The organism is Paenibacillus sp. Soil750 (genome assembly GCF_001428045.1).
GTDB lineage: Bacteria > Bacillota > Bacilli > Paenibacillales > NBRC-103111 > Paenibacillus_E > Paenibacillus_E allorhizoplanae.
The window spans coordinates 453-21,660 of sequence record NZ_LMSD01000028.1 but is presented as its reverse complement, the minus strand read 5'-3'; the positions used below and the strand labels follow the sequence as shown (position 1 = coordinate 21,660).

Here is a 21,208-nt window from a genome sequence, read left to right as displayed (position 1 = left end):
TTGTTTCACCCCAAATATGGAGTGTGAACAATCTTTCCGTATTACTTCTTGCTTTCCATTTGACCGATATAATCGTTCATTTCCTTCAGATACGTTTTGCCGAACCTCGTATTCCAGTCCTGCAGCACCTTCTTGTACTCGGACGGATCTGCATCGCCGATAATGATTTTCGTCGTAACCTCGCTGAACTTTTTGTTGAAATCCAGGTAAGGCGGCGTCTTCGCGATCGGCGGCGTGAAATCGCGGTCCTTGGACATCACGATTCTTTTTACGGCCTTCTCGATATTCGGCACGAGCTTCTTCTTCAGTTCCTCCGACATAGCCGGGTTAATGAAGAACATGTAATCGTTGGCGCGGCGGACCATATTTTTGCGGACGAATGTTTCCAGCGCCGGCTCCACATAAGTGCGCTTGTTGTTTTCCACCTTGAAATCATGCCCCTCAACGCCGGTGTAGATGGAATCCCAACCTTTGTCCGATAGCATGTAGTCGAATACGTCGACAACTCTTTGCGGATCCTTCGCATTGCGCGTTACCGCCCAGAAGCCCCACAACCCCGTTCCCTGCCCCAGTCCCTTCATCTCGCCTTGCTCGTTCTTAACGAATACATAGGCAAGATCGAAATTCGGATTGATCTTTTTACCGTCATTCAGGAATGTTTCGTAATGACCTGCAAACCCGTCGATTGCACCCGTTTTGCCGCTTTTAAACCGTTCCAGCGTTTTAGCGCCGTCGATCGAAGGCGAATCCGGATCGATCAACCCTTCTTTGAACAGCTTGGCTGTTAACGCCAAAGCCTTCGTATATTGATCGGAGTTCACATCATATTGAGGATTCATGTATTTGTACTCTCCACCGCCGGACTCTTGCCAGCCGTAAAGACCGAGCTCGTTTTGGAAAATCGGCTTCATCGATTTATCACCGCCTGCGGCCGTCCCAAACCCGTACGTATCTTGCTTTCCATTGCCGTCTGGGTCTTCCTTCGAAAATTTGCGCATGATCTCGAGCATTTGATCCAACGTAATTTCGTTATTGTCCGGGAGCTTGATATTCAATTTATCCAGCCAGTCTTTTCGGAGCCAGTACCCGTCGGAGCGGATAACGGTCGTCCGCGGAATTCCGTAAATTTTGCCGTCGTTGTTTACCCGCAAGGCGTCCCATGAGATGTCGTACGAATATTTCTTAACGTTGTCGGCTTTCTTCAGATAGTCATCGATCGGGAGGATAACGCCGTCCTTAACCGCTTTCAAGAACGCGGCATCATTGGTACTCGGAAACCAGACGACGTCGGCAAAATCGCCCGTTGTCAGCGATAATTGAAGCCGCTCATTGTAGCCGGTCGACGGCGGGATATCGAATTTGATCTCCGTATTCGTTGCCTTCTCGATGGATTGAAAAAGCAGCTTGTCTGTTTCCGACAGGTTGGATGATGCAAAATTGCCCATAATCTTCATACTTACTTTGGCTTTGGCGGTTTCCGCCGCCGCCGACGGCTTCGGATCACCGTTTTCTGCCGGCTTGTCTTTGCTTCCGCATGCGGCAACTCCAAGTAGCAGCGCCGCAGCTCCTACCCCAACCAGTACTTTCTTAAACATCTTGTTTCAGCCTCCCTTTGATTGTTTATCTATGACAAGGGTCCTTTGGATCAGCCTTTTACGGACCCCAGCATAATTCCTTTGACGAAAAACCGTTGCAGAAACGGGTATACCGACAAAATCGGAAGCATGACGATCATGATTGTCGCGTATTTCAGCTTCTCCGGCATGACGTTCATATTGCCGATCTCGGCGCTGTTGCCTCCCGCAGAAATTTGCATCATTTGGGCGCCTACTATGACCTCCCGCAAAAACAGCATCAACGGCCAGTTTTCCACGCTTCGGATATAGATGATCGCCGAGAAAAAGCTGTTCCAATAGCCCACCGCCGCGAACAGCGTCAATGTGGCGATAATCGGCATGGAGAGCGGAACGACGATTTTGAACAAAATGTACGGCTCGGAGGCTCCGTCCATTTTGGCGGCTTCCTCCAGCTCCTCCGGAATGTTCTGCATGAAATTGACCATCAGGATTAAGCTGAACGCGGAGAACAAACCGGGAAATACAAGTGCTGCCAGCGTATCCAGCATGCCGAGCGAACGAATCAAATAAAAGTTCGGAATGAGTCCGCCGTTGAACAGCATCGTGAAAATGACCAAATTGATCAGAATCGATCTGCCTTTCAGATGCGTTTTGGAGAGCGGATACGCCGTAATGATGTACAGAAAGATGCCTAACGCCACGCCGCTGACGGTAACAATAAACGTATTGAGATAGCTTCTGGCAAGAACGGGATGCGAAAGGATATCCTTGTAGGCGTCGAACGATATTTCGCTCGGCCATATGCGCATCGGGTTTTGTATATAAGCGCTGTGCGAGCTGATCGAAACCGCGGCGACATTCAGCAGCGGGTATAGCATGACCACGCAAATCAATGACACGATTAGATAGATGGCGATGTCAAAAAGCTCGATTCTCTTGTGCATATTCCTCTTCACCTCCTACCACAATGACTTTCCGAATAGGCGCGCAATCCGGTTGGCCAGCACGATCATAACCAGTCCGACTACCGATTTGAACAAGCCGACGGCAGCCGTAAAAGAGAGCCTTCCTTCCAATAAACCGACCCGATACGTGTAGGTTTCAAAAACATCCGCTACTTTGTAGGTAGCCGGATTGTACAGCAAGAAAATTTGCTCGAAGCCGATATCCAAAACGCTGCCGACCCGCAAGACCAAAATGATGACGATCGTGGTCGCTATGCTGGGAAGCGAAATATACCATATTTTTTGCACCCGGTTGGCCCCGTCGATCGTTGCCGATTCATAGAGGGACGGGTCCACGGACGTAAGCGCGGCTAGGTAAATAATCGTTCCCCATCCAAGCTCCTTCCATATTTCCGCGGAAACCAGTATCGTCCGGAAATATTCGGGCTTAAGCAGAAAATGAATCGGCTCTCCGCCAAAATCGACGATTAACCGGTTAACCCAGCCTGACGACGGGGACAGCATGTTGATAATGATGCCGGATATGACCACCCACGATATGAAGTGCGGCAAATATAGCACCGTTTGGGCGACTCTTTTGAAAAGCAGATTCCGAATCTCGTTCAACAGAATGGCCAGCAGGATCGGCGCGGGAAATCCGAATAAAACTTGATAGAAGCTTATGATTAACGAATTTCGTAAAATCGTGAAGAAATCGTCCGACTGAAAAAGATATCGGAAATTTTCGAAGCCGATCCATTCGCTTCCCGATATGCCTTTCAGCAAATTGAAATCCTGGAATGCTATGACGATGCCGAACATCGGAATGTACTTGAAAATAAACAGATATACAAACCCCGGTATCAGTAAAAAATACAACCACTTGTTTTTTCTCATATATAGCCAGACAGGACTGACTTTGCTGTTATTCATCCCATTCTCCTTCAGAGGACGCTACCGCAAGCGGAGTTACTCGCAAACGATTTCAACCACTCGCGCATGGTCCAAACCGTTCGTAGAGATTACCTCCAGCCGGAGCGTCTTCAGATTTTTCAGCGTTACCGGCAGATGGATCATGCGTTGAAAATTGTCTTTTATATGTGCGATTTCCATCCTCCCTCGTTCGTCATGCGCGATCAGTTTAAACTCCTTCAGCGTTTCGGCTTGCGGCCGCCCCCACTGCATATACTTTTGAATCACGTCCAAATGGCATAGCATGAGCAAACGGTGAAGACCGGTATCCAGAACGATCGTAATCCGGGAAACCGTTACCGGCTCCTCCCACTCCAGCTCCAGCCAAGGACTGCGGTCTCCCGGATCCGACATCCAGCGATGCGTGCCGGCCGTCGTCAAGTCGGGTCGTACCCCCTTCTCCCCATGGACAGCGCGAGTATGCCCGTCCACAATATTACTGCATGTTCCTTGCTTTTGCTCGGACGAAGCGGAAATCCGGGCAAGCTTCGCGAGATTTCCTTCCAGCATCATGCCGGGCAAAAAAGCTCCCTGCCGAAGCAATTGCTGCTGAGCCTCCTTCACGACAACGCTTTGGCGCCACGCTTGTCCCAGCGGAAGCTTGCGCTTCACCGCCGTTGCCGCGAACGTTCCAAGCCCTTCCCCCATGACCGCGCATGTCGCCATGACCCTGGTGCTGGAGAAAGCGATATGGGTAGCCGATAAATTGCGGCCGGCGAACATCAAATTCGAAATGTTCCTGCTAATCATCGAACGCAGCGGAATGCCGTACAGATAAGGCGTAAACGGCTGATTGCACGGCTCCTCCTCTTTCGCATCGATGCCTTGGGGCGGATGGGTATCCATCGACCAGCCGCCGTAAGCTATTACATCATCAAAGTCGATGGCCTGCTGAATATTGTTTTGGGTCAGCACGTGCTCACCGATAAATCGTCTGGACTCTCTTTTGCCCGGAAGAAAGCCGAACCAATCCAGCGCCCAATTTTCGGAATCGGGGTGATTGCCGCTATTTTTGATGTGATCCCACACCCCAAGCATGATCGCAAGCAGTTCGTCCCGGATATGCTCGTTATCCTTGATCGTATCCAGCGTGCCGCCGAATTCCACCCACCAATATCCGAACTCCCAGGTGTCGTGGTTTCTAAACTTCAAATCTTCCTCCGTAAACTTGCGGGCCCATTTCGGCGGGGTAAACGGCATCGGGCGCCCCATGTCCTTCGATGTGAACAAAAGAGAGGATCCGAGACGATAAGCGTCCCTATTCAAACTTGCGCCTGACTCGTTATATTCTACAATCGCTTCTCGGCCGGTCGTTAAAGCGGCCCCCGCTTCAAACCCCAGCCTGCCGTCGCCCGTACAATCCACGAATATGTCGGCCCGAATCGTAAAGCTTTCCTCCGTGCTTTCTCTCACCGCATAAGCGGAACAAATACGGGAGTCTTCGACATCGGCTGCGATAACCGTCGTATTCAGCAGCAGCCTCAAATTCGGTTCGGCGCGGCATTTCTCATATAAGATCAAGTCCAGCATACTCGCGCTCCGCTGCGGATTTCTGACCGAGCATTCAAGCACGATTTCTTCGATTATGCCGCTTTCCCTGCGCTCCGTCTCCAATTCCTTCCCGATTGTGGATGAGCCGGATATATTCATGCGAATCTCCGACGAGGCGTTCCCGCCAAGAACGGAACGGTCCTGGCATAAAATTACCCGGGCTCCGTTACGAGCCGCAGCCAATGCAGCAGCTACCCCCGTCATCCCTCCGCCTGCGATCAAAATGTCCGTATCCAACATTTTCGTATCAGTCTTCCCCATCATCCATTGACTCCTCTGCATTCTATGATATCTTTAATTACATACTACGATCTTTCATTACACATTTGAATTCATAAAATTACTATTTTTCATATCCAAAATTTCACGTCCGACGAGGTGAAGCGAGATGCCCGCAGGCTTTCCGGAAAACGCCTATCATATGTACTGGCTCAAAAAAGTAAAATTCTTAATGGAAACGGATACCTATGTGACTTGGGTCCTTTTTGCGGTGGAGGAAGGAAGGTTTGAATACCAAATAGGAGATAATTACGGAGTGGCCGAGTTCGGAGACGTGGTCGTATGCCCGCCCCAAATTGATTTTCATCGAAACGTGCTGACGCCCTTAAGCTTTCATTCGATTACGTTCACCCTCCCCGAAGGAGAACCGCAGCAACTTATGCCTCTTTTGGCTCAACGAAAAATAAAGCTGCCGCAGATCCGGCGATTGTCCGAAAACTACACTAGCTTAAGGCAGGCGGATCAGCAGATATCCTTTAGCTCCGATAATCAAAAGCTGAAGCAGCACTATTTGGCGGATATATGGCTGATGATCGCGCAGCAGGCGATGGAATCCCCCGATACCGAGCCTTTACTGGAACATGACGAACTCATTCGCGATGTCGCGATATATTTGATTCACCATGCCCATGAAACGATCGAAATCCGGGATGTCGCGCATCAGTTCGGCATGACTCCCGTGCAGCTGATCCGCAGATTCAAAAACGGCTACGGCGTCAACCCTTTGCAATATTTAACGTCGTTTCGGGTAAAGCAGGCATGCAGACTGCTGCTGACAACGGAGTGGACGCTCGATGTTATAGCCGGAAAATGCGGCTACGAGAATGGCTTCTATCTCAGCCGGGTGTTCCGCAAGGCGATGGGCATAAGTCCTTCCGAATTCCGCAAGAAAAACCGGTATTAGCGGCGAATGCAAAAATATGACGATTGGCGCGGCAATTAGAATGGATTCTTGTGACAAATCGGGAATTTACCGAGAAATCGAACAATCAGCGGAGTTTAACCTTTCTGAGATTTATCGAGTAGGAGGCTACTCATTATTTGAGTAGCCGACCTCTCACACCACCAAGTAAATCCTCTCGGCTATACCAAAAAGTAAAGTTTGAACCTGCATTCCTCTCGCTCATTACGTGATTTTTATAGGTAGAAAAATAGTCATATCTCCGAAGCAGTTCAACAAACTCAAATGGAAGGACCTCCCTTACCCTGCTCAGCGTGCGATAACGAATCCATTTCAACCAAAAGTCCGGCAGCAACTCTGCAGGAGGGATCTTTCGTTTCGTCAATAGCCAGCTTGTTATCTCATATAGATTATTCACGTAGAAGACGAACGTCATAGCATGGCGCAAGAAGTGTCTTGCGGTGGCCGCGCCGGGGATCGCTCAAAGGAATTTATGTCGATGACCCCTCTTCCTACCGATTTTCGATGAAAATTGATATAGAAGACGAAAAAATGTTCATGATGCAAGCCTGCCAAGTTCGCAGGGCAAGGAGAGCGCCAAGTATCCCGTTGATCATTCATCCTTATCTATGGAAAAGGGGCAATTCCTCAGTCATCTTTCATGACCAAGGGATTGCCCCTTTCTAGTTCTGAATTGTGTTCAGTATCAAGCTTCAATAGAAGCAAACGCTTGCTTCAAATCATTGATGAGATCATCGGGCTCCTCAAGGCCCACGTACAATCGAACGATTACCCTATTATCGGGCTGATTACGAATGTACACCAAGCTCTCGAAGCCGCCCCAGCTAATGCCCTTGCGGAAGTACTGCAGCTGATTCGCCCAACACCGCATGCTCTCCATCGGGATATGGGTTTCGAAAGAAAAAAGACTTCCACTACCCGACATTTGCGAACGATACAGCTCATGCTGGGGATGGCTTTTTAAACCGGGATGGTTCATTTTTATGATAAAAGATTGATTTTCCAAGTAATGAGCAACCTTCAATCCATTTTCTTGAAGTTTATGCATCCTGAGTGGTAAGGTACGCAAGCCGCGCATAAACAAATTGGCGCTTTGCGGATGAAGGATGCCGCCGAATAGCTGGAATTCCTGACGGAACAGTTGATCCAGATGCTGTTTTGCGCCAATTACGACCCCGCCGATCAAATCGCTATGACCGGAAATATACTTAGTCATGGAGTGTACAACCATATCAATTCCATGAGACAGCGGGCTTTGGAAGCAAGGGCTCGCCCAAGAACCGTCAATAATTGTCTTTGCTCCAATCTTTTTGGCAAGCGCTGCGAATTGCTCCAAATCCTGAAGTTCAAATATCATGCTCGTCGGGCTCTCCAAATACATTAAACGAGTGTTCGGACGTACAGCACCCAGAACTTGCATCAAATCTTTACCATCAACAAAGGTAGTCTCAACTTGAAATTTCACCAGATATTCTTCCATCAGTCTTCTGGCTGGACCGTAACAGCCATCCACGCACACGATATGGTCGCCCGCTTGTACCGTTGACAGAACCGCAGCCGAAATCGCTGCCATTCCTGAGGCAAAGCATCTCGCTTCCTCTCCGCCTTCCAACTCCGCCAAACGCTCTTCCAATGCACGAACCGTCGGATTGTTGCCGCGAGTATAAATTATACTACTCACTTCAAAGGCAAGCGCCTCTTCCAATTCTTCATGCGTTTCAAACGTGAACAAGCTGTTCTGATAAATCGGATGCGTGACCGCACCGTAATGTCGCCCATCATGCATATCATGCGTGACGATGGTCTCCTTGCTGTTTGTCTGAATCTCTTGCATATTTTCCTCCACCTTCTCCTAAAAGCTTCTATGATCTATGATTCTATGTATAAATTAGCCTTTTTCGGCCCTTGTGTTAATCCTTCGACAATGAATCGCTGACAAAACGCGAAAATAATAATCGTAGGAATAACAGATAACACGGCTCCCGCAGACATGGGGCCCCAATCAATATTAAACTTGGTGATAAAGCCGTTCATAGCAACTGGAATCTTCTTAGCCAATTCTTTATCGAATTTGCGGGCCTCCCTTAAATTTATGACGAGCCAATACATAAGCACTGAGCGTCGTAATGAGAAGCACCGTGAATGCAGAAGCGAGAGAAACGATTAAATTATTAAAGATATAAATATGAAAATTGGAGATTTTGAAGATATTAATATAGTTTTCGAATGATATCGTTGACGGCCAATATTGCAGGGGCAGCTTAAAAATTTCTTTGGACGGCTTGAGTGAAGTGATGAAAATCCAGTAGAGCGGAAATACCATGATTATCAGCACAATGCCCAGAAAGAACAGTTTTCCAGGGAAACGTAACCATCTCATGATGGGATTCATCAGAAATCAGCTCCTTTCTCAGACTTGGTCGCCATCAAGTAAAACACGGTACCTCCGACATGTTAACAACATAAATCTGCTGTTCTCTTTCTCTCAACAAATGCAATGTAAAGCGTAAGCCTGTCTGATCATGGGCATTATCCGCGCACCAAATGACGATAGTCTTACTTTCAGGAATGCTTTTTATAGCATTTACAATATTCACAAGCTGATGCTCTCTGTTTATATGTTGACCATATCTGAAATCCCTATCGCGTTCCATCATCCTAAATAGCCTATTTTTCTAGCCAGTTGTTGTATCCAAGTCAGATATTGGTCCTACTGAGAACAACTCATTAAACGCCATAACTTGAGATACCATCCGTTTCCCAATTCTACTAAGAGCTACTTTTAACGAACCTGCATTGTTGACTTCGAACTACATCTATTTGCCTTTGAGAGTTTTACGACCAAAAAAGATTCGAAAGAAAGCCTCACAAAGTTGCACTAGTAGCTTATGCAAATAAGCTTGTTCATTGGCTTTATGCCCTCATTAGAAACAAAAAACCGTTCAGGTTATCCAAACTGAATATTATTAGTATAACCTTCCAAAAACAACATGTGGAGGGTCTTTTTGCCTTTCACAAGCACCCAAATCTAGGCAAACACATTTCGAGGAGTAGGAATATCATCCGTCTTCCGTCTTCATTTTCACTAAAAAAAGCCTGATTTCTCAAGCTTTTACGAAATAAGTTATGTAGGAACATCTTTGTCATTTGTGATCATATTCCGGATTATGCCCAAGACCAAACTGGGACAGCGATTGCCTACAATTAAAAGGAGGTTTCCCTTTATGTCTGACTTTTCATTGAAACAAAGCTATTGTCCTTAATAAAACTGTTGGTTATCGCACCGAGATTCTCAATCTCCACTGTAGCACTGTCCCCCTCTTTGAGGTAGATCTGCCGCTCAGGCGGAAACCCCAGTACAACACCCTCAGGTGTTCCTGTCAAAATAACATCCCCAGGCTCCAAGNCACTGTCCCCCTCTTTGAGGTAGATCTGCCGCTCAGGCGGAAACCCCAGTACAACACCCTCAGGTGTTCCTGTCAAAATAACATCCCCAGGCTCCAAGGTCATATGGTGAGAAATGTAGCTAATAATCTCATTACAATGAAAAATCATATCGGACGTATGCGAATTTTGACGCACCTCGCCATTCACAATTGAAGTGATCGCCAATTGGTTCAGATCGCCAACTTCATCCGCCGTAGTCACATAAGGACCTAGCGGGCAAAATCCATCGCAAGACTTGCCTAATAACCATTGTGAAGTTTTAAGCTGCAAATCCCGCGCTGACAGGTCATTGNGTAGTCACATAAGGACCTAGCGGGCAAAATCCATCGCAAGACTTGCCTAATAACCATTGTGAAGTTTTAAGCTGCAAATCCCGCGCTGACAGGTCATTGCGGGACAATAACCAAACACATAACCAAGCGCCTCTTCCTTGGATACGTCCTTGGCCCGCTTGCCGATAACTATGGCCAATTCCGCTTCGTAATCGAGCTTTTCCGTCTCTAACGGGATGATGATTCGCTCACCGTGACCCGACAATGCATTGCTGAATTTGTTAAACAAGATCGGACTCGTCGGAATAGCGGCATTCGTTTCCTCGGCGTGCTTACGATAATTCAGACCTACACCTATTATCTTACCCGGCTCGGTAACGCAAGGACCATATTTGAGCGCGCTCTCGTCTAGCCATCTCGGGTTGTCCAAGCTCTCGACCCACTGCCGCAAACGGCTCACGGCCTCTACTCCCTCTTTAATAATCGCCATGATATCCGTAGAATCAAGTCCATGACTTTCCCCAGTACTCTCGACGTGCAGGGAGCCTTGCTTCGTTATGACTCCTAATGCATATTTGTCCCCATCCCAAAAAGTAAACAATCTCTTCTCCGTCATCCCCTAGCTTTATTCAATTTGGTTGATCACCCGATAAAGGAATACGATTCGGCTCCGCAAATATCCAATTTCACTCTGAATAGACCGCCTGACAATGGATATTGACGTAATAATTCCTCACTTAACCACTCTCTTGCCGTCGTAATATAGAGCTCATTGCGATTCTTACCGCCAAATACGCATGAGGTTACATGAGGAGCCGGCACGGATAGACTTTGCAACATCTTTCCGGTACGCGGGTTCCAACGAGTCACCTGATACCCGCCCCAATGAGCGATCCATAACATCCCTTCTTCATCAACGGTCATACCGTAGGCGCTCCAGCTGTTCTTGGAATGTCAATCAGCAGACGCTTACCGCTGATCGAACCGCTAGCCAAATCATAGTCAAAAGCTGCAACGGAATAAGTGGGTGTGTCAATGAAATACATCGTTGTACCTTCCGGACTCCAGCCCATACCGTTGGATAAGCTGATCCCCTCCAAAACCTTCGTAATACTCAAATCCGGATCCATTCGATAAAGGGCGCAGTCCCGGGGTTTCCCCGTCAACGATAGCGTACCCGCCCAGAATCTTCCTACTGGGTCGCATTTGCCGTCGTTGAACCGGTTATCCAGCTTACGAGCTTCCGGGTCATGAATGGAAAGCCATTCATTCGTCTCTGGCCTAAAGCTATAGAAGCCGTGCTGCATCGCTAAGATGAATCCACCCGATTGTCTTGGAACTACGGCGCCCAACAGTTGGTCGGATTGATATTCATTCAGCTTACCATCCGATGGGTTGAATTCATAAAATCTTTTACCTAATATATCCACCCAATAGAGGACTTGCCTGTTACCATCCCATGAAGGACCTTCCCCAAGCGCTGCTCGAATGTCGGTTATGAGCTCCAAGGTACACCCCCTCTTTTAGACATAGCCGAGTTTCTGAGAAATACGTTTCGCTGCCTCTTGGATATACCGCGCAATGTGCTCCAACTCCTCATCCGGAAACCGGTGCTTCGCACCCGAGAGGCTAATTGCCCCTTCGATCCGTCCAAACATATTAAAGATCGGTGCGGCGATACAGCGTGCACCTTGTACGATTTCTTCGCGATCCACCGCGTAACCAGACTCTTTAATCGAGGCCAGTTCACGCAGCAATTGCGTTTCATCCTGAATGGTAAAAGGCGTATAAGCAGGTAGTCCAAATTGGGCGATCATCTGTTTAGTCTCTAGTTCTGGGAGATACGATGTGATCATTTTTCCTGTTGCCGTAGCGTGAAAAGGGGCTTTAGAGCCTACTTTATCCGTCATACGAAGCGCATAGGTGCCCTCGATGATTTCCATATATAGTACTTCGCCCTCCGAAAGCACGCACAGATTGACCGTATCTCCATGTGTTTCGACCAGTTTATTCATCTCCGTTAATGCCGCAGTGCGCAGTGAGCTTCGCTCCAGCAGGTTCTTCGTAATGACCAGTTGCTTGTAACCCAGGCAATATTTCCCGTCCTCGTCGCTGCGGCTGAGAAACCCCCTTTTTTCCAATGTAAGAATAATGCGGTATAGAGAGGACTTGGGTTGCTTCACCAGTTCCACGAGTTCGATCAGGCTTAGAGAATCATGCTCAGATAGCGCCTCAACGACATCCAGCGCCTTCTCAACGGAGTGAATCGCATATCGGTCCTGTTTATCTTTTGCATTATCGGATTTATCCGGTTTGATTGGCTCCATAACTATTCCACCTTATTGTACGAATTGCGGAAAGCGATTAAGATAACCTGCTCAACTGTCCGCCGTCGACGACCATGCAGTGACCTGTCATATAACGGGACTCGTCGCTGGCCAAATAGAGTGCCGCATTCGCGATATCCTCCGGTTGGCCGACCTCCTGCATGGGAATCGTCTTTAAGTATTCCCCGATTGCCTGAGGATTGTCAAGAAGCGGCTTTGTCAGCCGAGTTTCGATGAAACCGGGGCATAACGAGTTGACACGGATTTTGTCCTTGGCCAGCTCAAGCGCCATCGACATCATCAGAAGATTGATGCCGCCCTTGGTAGTGTTGTAGTGAGCTTGATCTGCTTCTGCGGCAAGGCCGTTAACGCTTGACATCTGTATAATCGAGCCTCCCCGGCCCTGACGTACCATTTGTCTTGCTGCAAGCTGGGATACTAGGAAAGTGGCCTTGAGATTGATGTTCATGTGACGGTCCCATTCCTCTTCGGTAATGTCCAGGAATGGAGTAGGCTTGCAGATGCCAGCGTTGTTTACCACCACATCAAGGCATCCCCATCTTCCGATTACACTGTCTAACACACTCTCCATCTGGATTTTGTATTGGACATCGGACTCGAACGTCATAACTTCGCCGCCTTCCCCAGATATGAGGTCGCGCACCTCATCCAGCATATCTTTTTCTAATCCGATCACCGCCACCTTAGCGCCTTCCCGGGCAAATCTCAAGGCAATGGCACGCCCAATGCCTAGGGAGCCTCCGGTAACAAGCGCTACCTTATTCAGTAATCTCATAGCGACCCTCCTTCTAACTGATAAGTTTACACAACGCCCGATCAACCGCCAGCAGCGTGGCCTCAATATCAGCCTGTTCATGAACGGCCGATATATACCAAAGTCCATTCGGCCTTAAGAGCACACCCTCTTCCAGCATCAGCTCGGCGAACTTGACATATTTGCCGCCGTCTCTGCGGTTGAACGTATCAAAATCGGTAACTTCCTTCACATCGATAAACATCATATGGAACACGGGGCCAACCTGATTCACAACTCCTGCAATACTGTGTTTGTGCATCAGCTCACGTATGCCCTCCGAAAGTTGGATAAATAAGTTCTCCATACGGTCGTAGACGACTCCGTTATCACATTTCAGCTCACGGATAGTGGCAAGTGCGGCTGAAGTAGCAACGCTATTACCGTTCAACGTCCCCAAGTGACTTACAGCGGCGGTATCGATATGCTTCATCAGCTCAGCACTTCCCCCCACGGCGCTAATCGCGATTCCTCCACCCATCGCCTTGCCGATTGTCACCAGATCGGGCTTAATTCCAAAACGTCCGTGCGCACCACCCAAGCTGAGCCGGAATCCTGTAATCACTTCATCCAGAATGAATACAATGCCAAGCTCCTTTGTCAAGGTGCGAAGATGCTCCAAATATCCCGACTTCGGCTGGATACATCCCGAATTGCACATGACCGGCTCGGAGATGACCGCTGCGATTTCATGTGCCCGTACGCGTAATACATTCTCAAGCGCAGCAAAGTCGTTCCATGGCAAAAGTATAATATCCGCCAAGCTGTTCTCGCTTTGACCTTGCGTACCCGGAGGTACTGCAGCGGTCTGCCCGTCGTTGTCCGATTGTGCCAAACCCGCTCCCGGAAAGGAAGTGAATATCGAATCTGACCAACCGTGATAGTGACCGTGGAAGCGGACGACCTTCCTTTTTCCCGTATGAGCACGGGCCAACCTAAGCGCCAGCATGACCGCTTCCGTACCAGAACCGCTCAAAGCGACCTTGTCCGCGCAGGGAAGAATGTCAATCAGTACATTGGCAAGTTCGATTTCGCCGTCATGCTGCAAGCCGTAGGTATAACCTTTGCGCATTGCAGAAAGGATGGCATCCGTCAATCCGTCATGCGCATGACCTAGAATAAGAGGTCCGTATGCCAACAAATAGTCGATATATTCATTTCCATCGACATCGCGGATGCGGGCACCCTTGGCGGACTCTGCATAAAGCGGAGTCGGTTTTTGAGAAGCGCGCAGCGAGCTGGCAACACCTCCTGCAAGGTGTTTCTTGGCTTGCTCGTATTTGGACAGCGATTGGTCTATTTTTAACATGATCTAACTCCCTCCCTATGGTTGTGGATCGAATGGGTAAATCGGACGCCTCAGCTGTTCGTATTGAAAGTTCCGCAAATTGGAACCGCAGCAACCTGGTGTGTCTACAGGAATTATGTCTTTGCATATGTTTCCGAACGCCGTCTTCCAAGCTATAGCTGATTTCACGACGATTACATGATAGTCCTGCGGATGAAGATCAACTGAGCTGACGTGGCCTGGGTCCCATGGAGCCGTTCTATTTTCCGTACATATGATGGTCAACAGTCCGACTTCAATCACAGCCGTTTTCCCCATATCCGCCCATTGACCGGTCATATAAGGGCCTGTATGCGTGTACTTGCCGTCGGTCAAATTTCGGATCGTTCCCTGAATGGGAACGGGATCACCATGCAGCCTATCGCTCTTGCCCCCGATCGCTCCATGAAACGTTGCGCCTACGCCAAGGCGATGGGCCTCTAGAGCGGCTTGCGCGTCGCAAATGACGATTAGACTTTTCTTCGGTGGATTGACAAGATGCCTGAGAAGGTGTGTCGCATCCGCAGGAGAGCCTCCTCCTACATTGTCGGACCCCTCTACCAGGATTACGGGTCCTTCTTGTATGGCCATTGCTCTGTCGATGGCTGTCACTGCGGAATAACCCGCATATTCGAACCGATCCCTTCGCTCCCAAGCCATTTGCTTCAACTCTTCTGCATAGTGTTCTGCGAGTGCGGGATTACCGTTTGTAGTCACGATAAAAGCTACGCCGGCTTCGGGCACATCACTGTAAGGGAAACCTCCGGCTACCGTTACATTCAGCACACCAGGGTCGCGTTCTATATCGAATGCCCGATCCATAATTTCTTTCATTGGCCCATCCTCGTCCGTCAACATCATCTGTGGAACGATGAGCATGCCCGGCTGCGAAAAAATCATGACAGGACTGATCTCGCCTTGAACGGTACGGACAAGCAGCTTCACCGCTTCAACCGCTCTCTCATACGCATCGATGTGCGGATACGTATCGAAGCCGACCAGAATGTCTGCGTTGTATACCATCTCGCGGCTGATGTTGGCGTGAAGATCCAATGTTGCCGCAACAGGTATAGTCGGACCTACACGTTCCCGAATACGCCGGAGAATTTCACCTTCCATATCCGGATATCCTTGGGCTACCATAGCTCCGTGCAGCACGGCGACTACTCCGTCTACCGAAGCTTCCACCGAGTTGACGATCGCATCCATGATCGCCTCGGCCGCCCCGCCGATGACCAATCCGCTTGGCGTCGCCCCCGTATGCAGGCCACAGATGATCTTCGCGCCTTCTTCCTGCAAGCCGTCCAGGACACCGCCCATCGAGGTACGCGTTCCAGAATAGCGCTCCAGGTAAGCATCGTCCTCCTGCACCCACTCCGATCTGAAGGCATCCAAATCCGTTAAACCAGGCGCGAATGTATTCGTTTCATGAAACATGCCTATAACCGCAATTATCACCTTTATCATCCTTTCGCGGGAAGCAAGCCACACCATTTGATAATTAACTCAGCATACCAATGTATCAATTGCTCATACCCTTCAAGATCGAGGTATTCATCCGCTGCGTGGGCATTCGCCCCTCCCGGACCTAGAATTAAGGCGGGAGTATCGCTGTATAAATTAAACATAAAGCCGTCGCAGGCAAAAGGTGATCCTTGAGGCGGGCCGACTGGTCGGCCGAGAACTCTGTGGCCCGTCTCCGCCGCTAACTTCAGTAAGTCTTTGGTGTTGTCGTTCTGCGCCATTTCACTTCCTCTCAAGTATCGGATCAGCGGCTTGATAGTCGGATGGCATTTCTGCAACGAGGGGTAATTAAGACGCTGATCTTCATAATAGGACCATAGGTCGGCGATAATCTCCTCGCCCGTTACACCCGGATACGCTTCGATCCAGAAGTTGATCTCCCCAGTTGCGGGCAGTTTCTCTTGCAACTCGCGGGAAGCGTCTCCCGAATAGATGGACAAGAGCGTAACTTCCGGAACTTTGCCGTTAACCCACATGGGATGCTTCGGCTGCTGTTGCATGCGATATGTCCCAAAGGCGCGCAGCAAATTTGCGAATTCCACCGTAGCTTCCAACGCACTGACCAACTCTTCGCCATTAAATCCGATTCCGCTTTTCCCTTCGAAAGTTGCCTTCCAAATACCTCCACCCAGGTGAGCCGGATACAACTTAAGATTGGAAGGCTCGGGGATGATGGCTATGTCCGGATGCGGCCCGCGAAGCCTCCCGGCCAATGTCCCGTTTGCGCCGCCGTGCTCTTCGTCAACAACGCTTTCTATATATACATTTCCTCCAATAGGGATAGCCAGAGCCTTCAGACATCGGACAGCAATAAGCGCCGCCGCCATCCCCCCCTTCATGTCGTACGCACCGCGACCGTATAATTTGCCATCGTGAACTTTGCCCGAGAACGGTGGAAAGTTCCAAGGTTCATGGCCTTGGTACACCGTATCAGCATGTCCCGAAAACATAATCGAGCGACCAGAACCCCCGAAGAAGCTCCCGACAACATTGGGTCTGTTGACATAATTTCTGCCAGACATATAAGCCGGATGCTCCTGTAGGCCAGGAACCTCATCGAGCTCATAACTATCCACCTCCGCACCTTCCTCTTTCATCCATTCGGCCAAATAGCGTTGATATTCCGCTTCATCTCCATTCGGCGGGTGATTCACGCTCGGAATTTGTACGAGCTGGGCAATCAATCCAATCGCTTCCTCACGATGATCTTCCACCCACAAGCGTATCTCTTGCGATAACCGGCTATGGTCCATTAGCTTATATGTCCTCCTTAGCGTTAGTTAGTCGTTCTCAACCTTATACCCGTTTGGAAGGTGCATACGCGATAACATCGATTTCCACCAAATATGCTCCCAGATCGACTGGTGCCGTCGTACGTGCTGGATACGGCTGCTGGAACACTTCCGAGTACGTCTTGTTGTAATCGGTGAAGTCCTCGGTGCGACTGACGAAAGCGTTCGATTTAATCACATGATCAAGGGTTAAACCCACAGACGCTAGTATGATTTCCACATTTCGCAAACACTGGCGAGTCTGCTCTTCAATGGTCGGACCGGCAATTGCCTGGGTAATGGGATCTACCCCAACTTGCCCGGAAACGTAAATGAAATCTCCAGCTTGAACCGCGTGAGAAAAAGGTAATGGGAACTGCGGAGCTTGTGGAACTTGAATAGCTTTTGACATAATTATTTTCCTCTCCTTGGTTAGCTTAATTGATTTTACCGCGCGCATCGACGTAGATATCCTGAAGCACTTCATCGCCGCACACACCTAGAAGCTTGTTATGCAGATTGGACACGGTGCAACAATGATTTGGAATAAATTCGAGACGCTCTCCTATCGAAAACGTAATGCCAGGAGGTAGCTTGACAATTCCGTGCTCCTCACTCAATCGTTCAATATATACGTCAGGATTGTTTTTGAGGCGGCCATAACCCGGACAGTGTGGGTTTGTATCGATACTGAAAGTCTTGGAGCCTGCATCGATAATAACCGTTCCTTCTCTTGGTGTGCTTACAACCGTTGCCAGTATGCTCATGGCCACTTCGTTCATGCTGATTGAACCTATTGCCAGCTGTGAAATATCACCATATACATAAGCGCCCGGTCTCGTTTCCGTCGCACCGTGCTGTTCTGCAATAAACTTGGACGTTGGCGTGGAGCCGACGCTGATCTCGGGAATGGTTATGCCGTCTTGAGCAAGCAGATGCTGCGTTTGAACAAGCACTTCAACTTCAACGGCCGCCGTCTGACGCAGCTCTTGAAGATTACTGGCACCGTAAGCATGACCGCCGTGTGTCATAAGTCCACGCACCTCGACTCCCGGCAATGCGGTGATTTCCTTGACCAACTCCGCAGTTGGGTTCCCGGGTTCCAATCCGCAACGGTTCAACCCCGAATTCACGTCAATGTAGAGGGGGATGCGTGTGCCTAGAGATTCGCCTAGGTCGGATAATCCTTTGGCAACAATGACATTATCCGTACTGACAGTTACCTTAACTTTCCGGTTAATCAATGCAGCCAGCCTGAGCAGCTTAGATTCGCCGACAAGCGGAAAAGCGATCAGGATGTCATCGATCCCAGCTTCTGTGAGCACCTCGGCTTCACCCAACTTGGCTACGGTCATGCCGCAAGCTCCGTACTCCAGCTGCTTCTTTGCAATCCATACACTCTTGTGCGTCTTGAAATGGGGACGCAGCCTCACGCCCGCTTGGCGGGTTAACTCAGCTGTATGCTTAAGATTACGGTCCAACACGTCAAGGTCAATTAGGACCGCTGGCGTCTCGATATGTGAGACTTTCATAAGTTCCTCTCCTTCGTGTAGCATTTCTTTGGGTTGTCTTCGAGAAAGCCATCTTTGATGCAAAAGGTTTTATTTAATGAAACCAATGTTTCATGTTTATCATAATCCATTATTCTCATGTTTGTAAATACGAAGATGGTATATTTAAAAAAGGAAAAGAAGGTAAGAGATAGCAGTGGTTGCGCATCGATTCAATCCCTGTCGTAATGATGTGAGCCGCTTCAGCTGGACTTGCGGTTGTCGCTTCCTGCCCCAATTTTTCTTGCGACACTTACCGAATATACTCGCTCGGTCAGAGCGCGATTCGGAAGAAAGCTGTGACCGCAAGAGATTACGAATCGGCAAATAAAAAAGAAGCCTCCAAACCGCTATCAACAGGGAATGGAGGCTTCTATTCTATGAATTCAATACTCCAATTTTCAAGTTTCGAAACCCGCTTCTTGCAGCATCCGCTCAAGATTGGCGCGCGCCTTCGCCACCCGTTCTTCCAACGCCTTGAACGGTATGCCGGCTCCGAACTTTCCGTTTGCGCCATCAAGCCGTTCCACGATTACGGGGCCGACGAAACCTGCTTCATGCAGCGTTGCGAACATGGCGGGAAGTCGACGTCCCCTTCTCCCGGTATCGGAAAGTCTGCCTCGTCTCGCGAGCCCCCCGGTGATCTTTCGCGATGAACGAGACGGTCTGCGTCGCAATGAAGGGCAAATCTTCAGAAGGCTCTATGCCTTCGGAGAAACGGACGTTGCCGGGATCGTAGGAGGCCTTCACATAAGGTGAACCTATCGTTCGCAGCGTATCGGCAATTACGTTCGCCGATGCCGTGTTGCCCGTATGCGGCTTGATTGTGACAATAAGTCCGTGCTTGCCCGCTTGCTCGCCTACTTCGCGGAATTTCGCCGCAAAATCGTCGTTGATCGGCTTCATCTCCTCGTCCGCGTTATCGGCTCGCTCGGAAAGTTCCGGTAACTTGTCGTGCCGAGCGACAGCAATTCCTGCGCGCCGATCGCTTGCGCGAACGCCATCCGCTGCCGCGCTAGTTCAATCGGACGGCCGGGAGCCAAGACGTCCGTGCTGACAAGCGTCACCGGTTCCAGTCCGTATCGCTCCAGCAAACGCATGATCCGCGTTGCTTCTCCTGTCGCGCCGTCGTCGAACACAGGCTTGCCTTCATGAGGCAAGCCGAACGATACGCAGTGGTATCCGGCACGGGCGATACTTTCCAACGACCGCTCGAACGAATGCTCGTTGTAGAGCCAGGTCATGCAAGCCAATTTGATTTTCTGCTTCATGGCTGCGCCTTGCCTTCTGCCCGAATCGCGCTTCCGAGGGCGGAGTAGTCGACTTGCACTTCCCTGCGCTCCTTGAGTGAACGATAAGCCGCTTCGGATACGGCAATGACGCGCAACCCGTCCGCAAGAGAGATAAGGGGCGGCTTATCGTCGCGAATGCAATCGATAAAGTGCGAGTTCCAGCGAACCCACATGTCATTGTCCGCAAAGGCCGTTGTCCGTTCGGGTCCGTCGTCGTCTTTCTCCAATAGTTTCCCGTTGTTGTTAACGACGGTCAGATTTTCCGTTACCACGCCCGTGATGTCGTATTCGACGCGGGTTACCCATGCGTGCTGACCTGTCCGATCCCCCCGTTCGCGAAACGAAGCGATACGGTAAACGCATCCGCGACGCTGCCCGGCGGAAGCAGGTACGTTCCTCCGTAAGCGAATACCGATTCGATCTCGCCGCACATCCACATGAGCAGATCGTAATCGTGCGATCCATGGGAGAAAATCGGCCCTTTCGCGGTTTCATCGTCGAAATACCAACTCGGCGTATCGTAATAATGATCGCGATATTTATCGTATACCCGCTGATTCGGATCGAGAAAATGAGTGCGCATCGACCAAGCTTGAATCGGTTTGCCAGCGTTGTCGCGCGAGACGGCTTGTTTCATCGCCCTATACACGGGCGAGAAGCGAAGCGGATAACCGACCATTGCCTTCAGATGCGGGTGTTTCGCACCGGCCTCGACGATCTCGGCCGCGTCGGTCATCGAGGTGGCGATCGCCTTTTCCAGAAACAAATGCTTGCCCGACTCCAGAACCGCCTTGGACGCATCCACATGCAAATGGTCGGGAGTCGCCACCCACACCGCATCCAAATCTTGTTCCAGTAACGACTCGTACGAATCGTATACGACAGCCCCTACCTCGGCCGCAAGCTCTTCAGCTTTAGAACGCGTCCGGTTGTTAGATTCTGCATCTTGAGTACCCTTTTAAATCCATCGGATTGCTGATTAGCGTCGAACCCGTCGGTAAATAAACAAACGACTCCGGCGGTGCTGGGTGTATACTAGCTTGATCGTCCATTATCTATCACTCTCCTTAAAATTACTCATTTTTCAGTTGGATAACCATTTTTGTAAAAATGCAATACTTTCCTTGCGCATTTCTTCC

General features: G+C 49.5%; 22 protein-coding genes and 4 pseudogenes. 1 reads left to right on the top strand and 25 read right to left on the bottom strand.

The features are described 5' to 3' along the window. Positions 1 to 41: 41 nt before the first annotated feature. Genes ASL11_RS23985 through ASL11_RS23970 form a run of 4 tightly spaced genes read right to left on the bottom strand, consistent with a single transcriptional unit; the run spans position 42 to position 5,308 of the window. Positions 42 to 1,595 carry an extracellular solute-binding protein gene (locus ASL11_RS23985; RefSeq protein WP_056620573.1) on the bottom strand — a complete coding sequence of 518 codons (1,554 nt, stop codon included), beginning with the start codon at positions 1,593 to 1,595 and terminating at the stop codon, positions 42 to 44. Positions 1,596 to 1,645: 50 nt separating this feature from the next. After that, on the bottom strand, positions 1,646 to 2,521 hold the full coding sequence (locus ASL11_RS23980) for a carbohydrate ABC transporter permease (RefSeq protein ID WP_056620572.1): 876 nt from the start codon (positions 2,519 to 2,521) through the stop codon (positions 1,646 to 1,648). A 15-nt stretch (positions 2,522 to 2,536) separates the two neighbouring features. Continuing rightward, positions 2,537 to 3,454, bottom strand: coding sequence for an ABC transporter permease (locus ASL11_RS23975; protein WP_235550566.1), 918 nt, complete (start codon positions 3,452 to 3,454; stop codon positions 2,537 to 2,539). A 36-nt stretch (positions 3,455 to 3,490) separates the two neighbouring features. Beyond that, positions 3,491 to 5,308, bottom strand: coding sequence for an FAD-dependent oxidoreductase (locus ASL11_RS23970; protein ID WP_056620571.1), 1,818 nt, complete (start codon positions 5,306 to 5,308; stop codon positions 3,491 to 3,493). 124 nt (positions 5,309 to 5,432) lie between these two features. Between ASL11_RS23970 and ASL11_RS23965 the strand changes: the two genes are divergently transcribed. Further along, positions 5,433 to 6,227 carry a helix-turn-helix domain-containing protein gene (locus ASL11_RS23965; RefSeq protein WP_056620569.1) on the top strand — a complete coding sequence of 265 codons (795 nt, stop codon included), beginning with the start codon at positions 5,433 to 5,435 and terminating at the stop codon, positions 6,225 to 6,227. A gap of 703 nt (positions 6,228 to 6,930) precedes the next feature. Here the strand turns inward: ASL11_RS23965 and ASL11_RS23960 are convergent. From ASL11_RS23960 to ASL11_RS38190, 21 genes and pseudogenes are all read right to left on the bottom strand, one after another. Beyond that, the gene (locus ASL11_RS23960) at positions 6,931 to 8,079 is read right to left on the bottom strand and encodes a trans-sulfuration enzyme family protein (RefSeq protein ID WP_056620567.1); all 1,149 of its coding nucleotides are present in this window, start codon (positions 8,077 to 8,079) and stop codon (positions 6,931 to 6,933) included. A gap of 228 nt (positions 8,080 to 8,307) precedes the next feature. Further along, the gene (locus ASL11_RS37675; RefSeq protein WP_056620562.1) at positions 8,308 to 8,637 is read right to left on the bottom strand and encodes a carbohydrate ABC transporter permease; all 330 of its coding nucleotides are present in this window, start codon (positions 8,635 to 8,637) and stop codon (positions 8,308 to 8,310) included. 34 nt (positions 8,638 to 8,671) lie between these two features. Further along, positions 8,672 to 9,034, bottom strand: a pseudogene (locus ASL11_RS38195) (DUF1835 domain-containing protein); the annotation flags it as partial. Positions 9,035 to 9,467: 433 nt separating this feature from the next. Beyond that, positions 9,468 to 9,651, bottom strand: a pseudogene (locus ASL11_RS37670) (fumarylacetoacetate hydrolase family protein); the annotation flags it as partial. A 1-nt stretch (position 9,652) separates the two neighbouring features. Beyond that, positions 9,653 to 9,984 (bottom strand): annotated as a pseudogene (locus tag ASL11_RS37665) (fumarylacetoacetate hydrolase family protein); the annotation flags it as partial. A gap of 1 nt (position 9,985) precedes the next feature. After that, positions 9,986 to 10,062: hypothetical protein (locus ASL11_RS37660; protein ID WP_235550569.1), on the bottom strand; the 77-nt coding region annotated here is incomplete at its 3' end. Next, a complete protein-coding gene (locus ASL11_RS35980) occupies positions 10,032 to 10,565 on the bottom strand; it encodes a fumarylacetoacetate hydrolase family protein (RefSeq protein WP_268796229.1) in 534 nt (177 codons plus the stop codon). The genes ASL11_RS35980 and ASL11_RS37660, both read right to left, overlap by 31 nt. Before the next feature lie 41 nt (positions 10,566 to 10,606). Beyond that, positions 10,607 to 10,888 (bottom strand): SMP-30/gluconolactonase/LRE family protein, encoded by a 282-nt coding sequence (locus tag ASL11_RS37895; protein ID WP_268796228.1) that lies wholly within the window; start codon positions 10,886 to 10,888, stop codon positions 10,607 to 10,609. Further along, positions 10,885 to 11,472, bottom strand: a complete 588-nt coding sequence (locus tag ASL11_RS37890) for an SMP-30/gluconolactonase/LRE family protein (RefSeq protein WP_268796227.1) — start codon at positions 11,470 to 11,472, stop codon at positions 10,885 to 10,887. Before ASL11_RS37890 ends, ASL11_RS37895 begins: the two co-directional genes overlap by 4 nt. Positions 11,473 to 11,487: 15 nt before the next feature. Next, positions 11,488 to 12,291 (bottom strand): IclR family transcriptional regulator, encoded by an 804-nt coding sequence (locus ASL11_RS23935; protein ID WP_056620560.1) that lies wholly within the window; start codon positions 12,289 to 12,291, stop codon positions 11,488 to 11,490. 37 nt (positions 12,292 to 12,328) lie between these two features. Further along, positions 12,329 to 13,087 (bottom strand): SDR family NAD(P)-dependent oxidoreductase, encoded by a 759-nt coding sequence (locus ASL11_RS23930; RefSeq protein WP_056620558.1) that lies wholly within the window; start codon positions 13,085 to 13,087, stop codon positions 12,329 to 12,331. Positions 13,088 to 13,100: 13 nt separating this feature from the next. Then, positions 13,101 to 14,414 (bottom strand): aspartate aminotransferase family protein, encoded by a 1,314-nt coding sequence (locus ASL11_RS23925; RefSeq protein ID WP_056620557.1) that lies wholly within the window; start codon positions 14,412 to 14,414, stop codon positions 13,101 to 13,103. Between the two features lie 15 nt (positions 14,415 to 14,429). Next, positions 14,430 to 15,890, bottom strand: coding sequence for a M81 family metallopeptidase (locus tag ASL11_RS23920; RefSeq protein WP_056620555.1), 1,461 nt, complete (start codon positions 15,888 to 15,890; stop codon positions 14,430 to 14,432). A gap of 5 nt (positions 15,891 to 15,895) precedes the next feature. After that, positions 15,896 to 17,209: a M20 family metallopeptidase gene (locus ASL11_RS23915; protein WP_056620553.1), complete on the bottom strand. Its 1,314-nt coding sequence runs from the start codon at positions 17,207 to 17,209 to the stop codon at positions 15,896 to 15,898. A 43-nt stretch (positions 17,210 to 17,252) separates the two neighbouring features. Further along, on the bottom strand, positions 17,253 to 17,639 hold the full coding sequence (locus ASL11_RS23910) for a RidA family protein (RefSeq protein WP_056620552.1): 387 nt from the start codon (positions 17,637 to 17,639) through the stop codon (positions 17,253 to 17,255). Positions 17,640 to 17,664: 25 nt separating this feature from the next. Continuing rightward, positions 17,665 to 18,759, bottom strand: a complete 1,095-nt coding sequence (locus ASL11_RS23905; RefSeq protein WP_056620550.1) for an alanine racemase — start codon at positions 18,757 to 18,759, stop codon at positions 17,665 to 17,667. A gap of 419 nt (positions 18,760 to 19,178) precedes the next feature. Then, the gene (locus tag ASL11_RS36685; protein WP_157257028.1) at positions 19,179 to 19,352 is read right to left on the bottom strand and encodes a hypothetical protein; all 174 of its coding nucleotides are present in this window, start codon (positions 19,350 to 19,352) and stop codon (positions 19,179 to 19,181) included. Next, complete coding sequence (locus tag ASL11_RS23900) at positions 19,333 to 19,683, bottom strand: hypothetical protein (RefSeq protein ID WP_056620548.1); 351 nt, start codon at positions 19,681 to 19,683, stop codon at positions 19,333 to 19,335. The genes ASL11_RS36685 and ASL11_RS23900 overlap by 20 nt, the downstream gene beginning before the upstream one ends. Beyond that, positions 19,680 to 20,048, bottom strand: a complete 369-nt coding sequence (locus tag ASL11_RS23895; protein ID WP_056620547.1) for a hypothetical protein — start codon at positions 20,046 to 20,048, stop codon at positions 19,680 to 19,682. Before ASL11_RS23895 ends, ASL11_RS23900 begins: the two co-directional genes overlap by 4 nt. Next, the gene (locus ASL11_RS37015; RefSeq protein ID WP_056620545.1) at positions 20,045 to 20,341 is read right to left on the bottom strand and encodes a Gfo/Idh/MocA family oxidoreductase; all 297 of its coding nucleotides are present in this window, start codon (positions 20,339 to 20,341) and stop codon (positions 20,045 to 20,047) included. The genes ASL11_RS23895 and ASL11_RS37015 overlap by 4 nt, the downstream gene beginning before the upstream one ends. A gap of 26 nt (positions 20,342 to 20,367) precedes the next feature. Continuing rightward, a pseudogene (locus ASL11_RS38190) lies at positions 20,368 to 20,985 on the bottom strand (Gfo/Idh/MocA family protein); the annotation flags it as partial. Between the last annotated feature and the right edge of the window lie 223 nt (positions 20,986 to 21,208).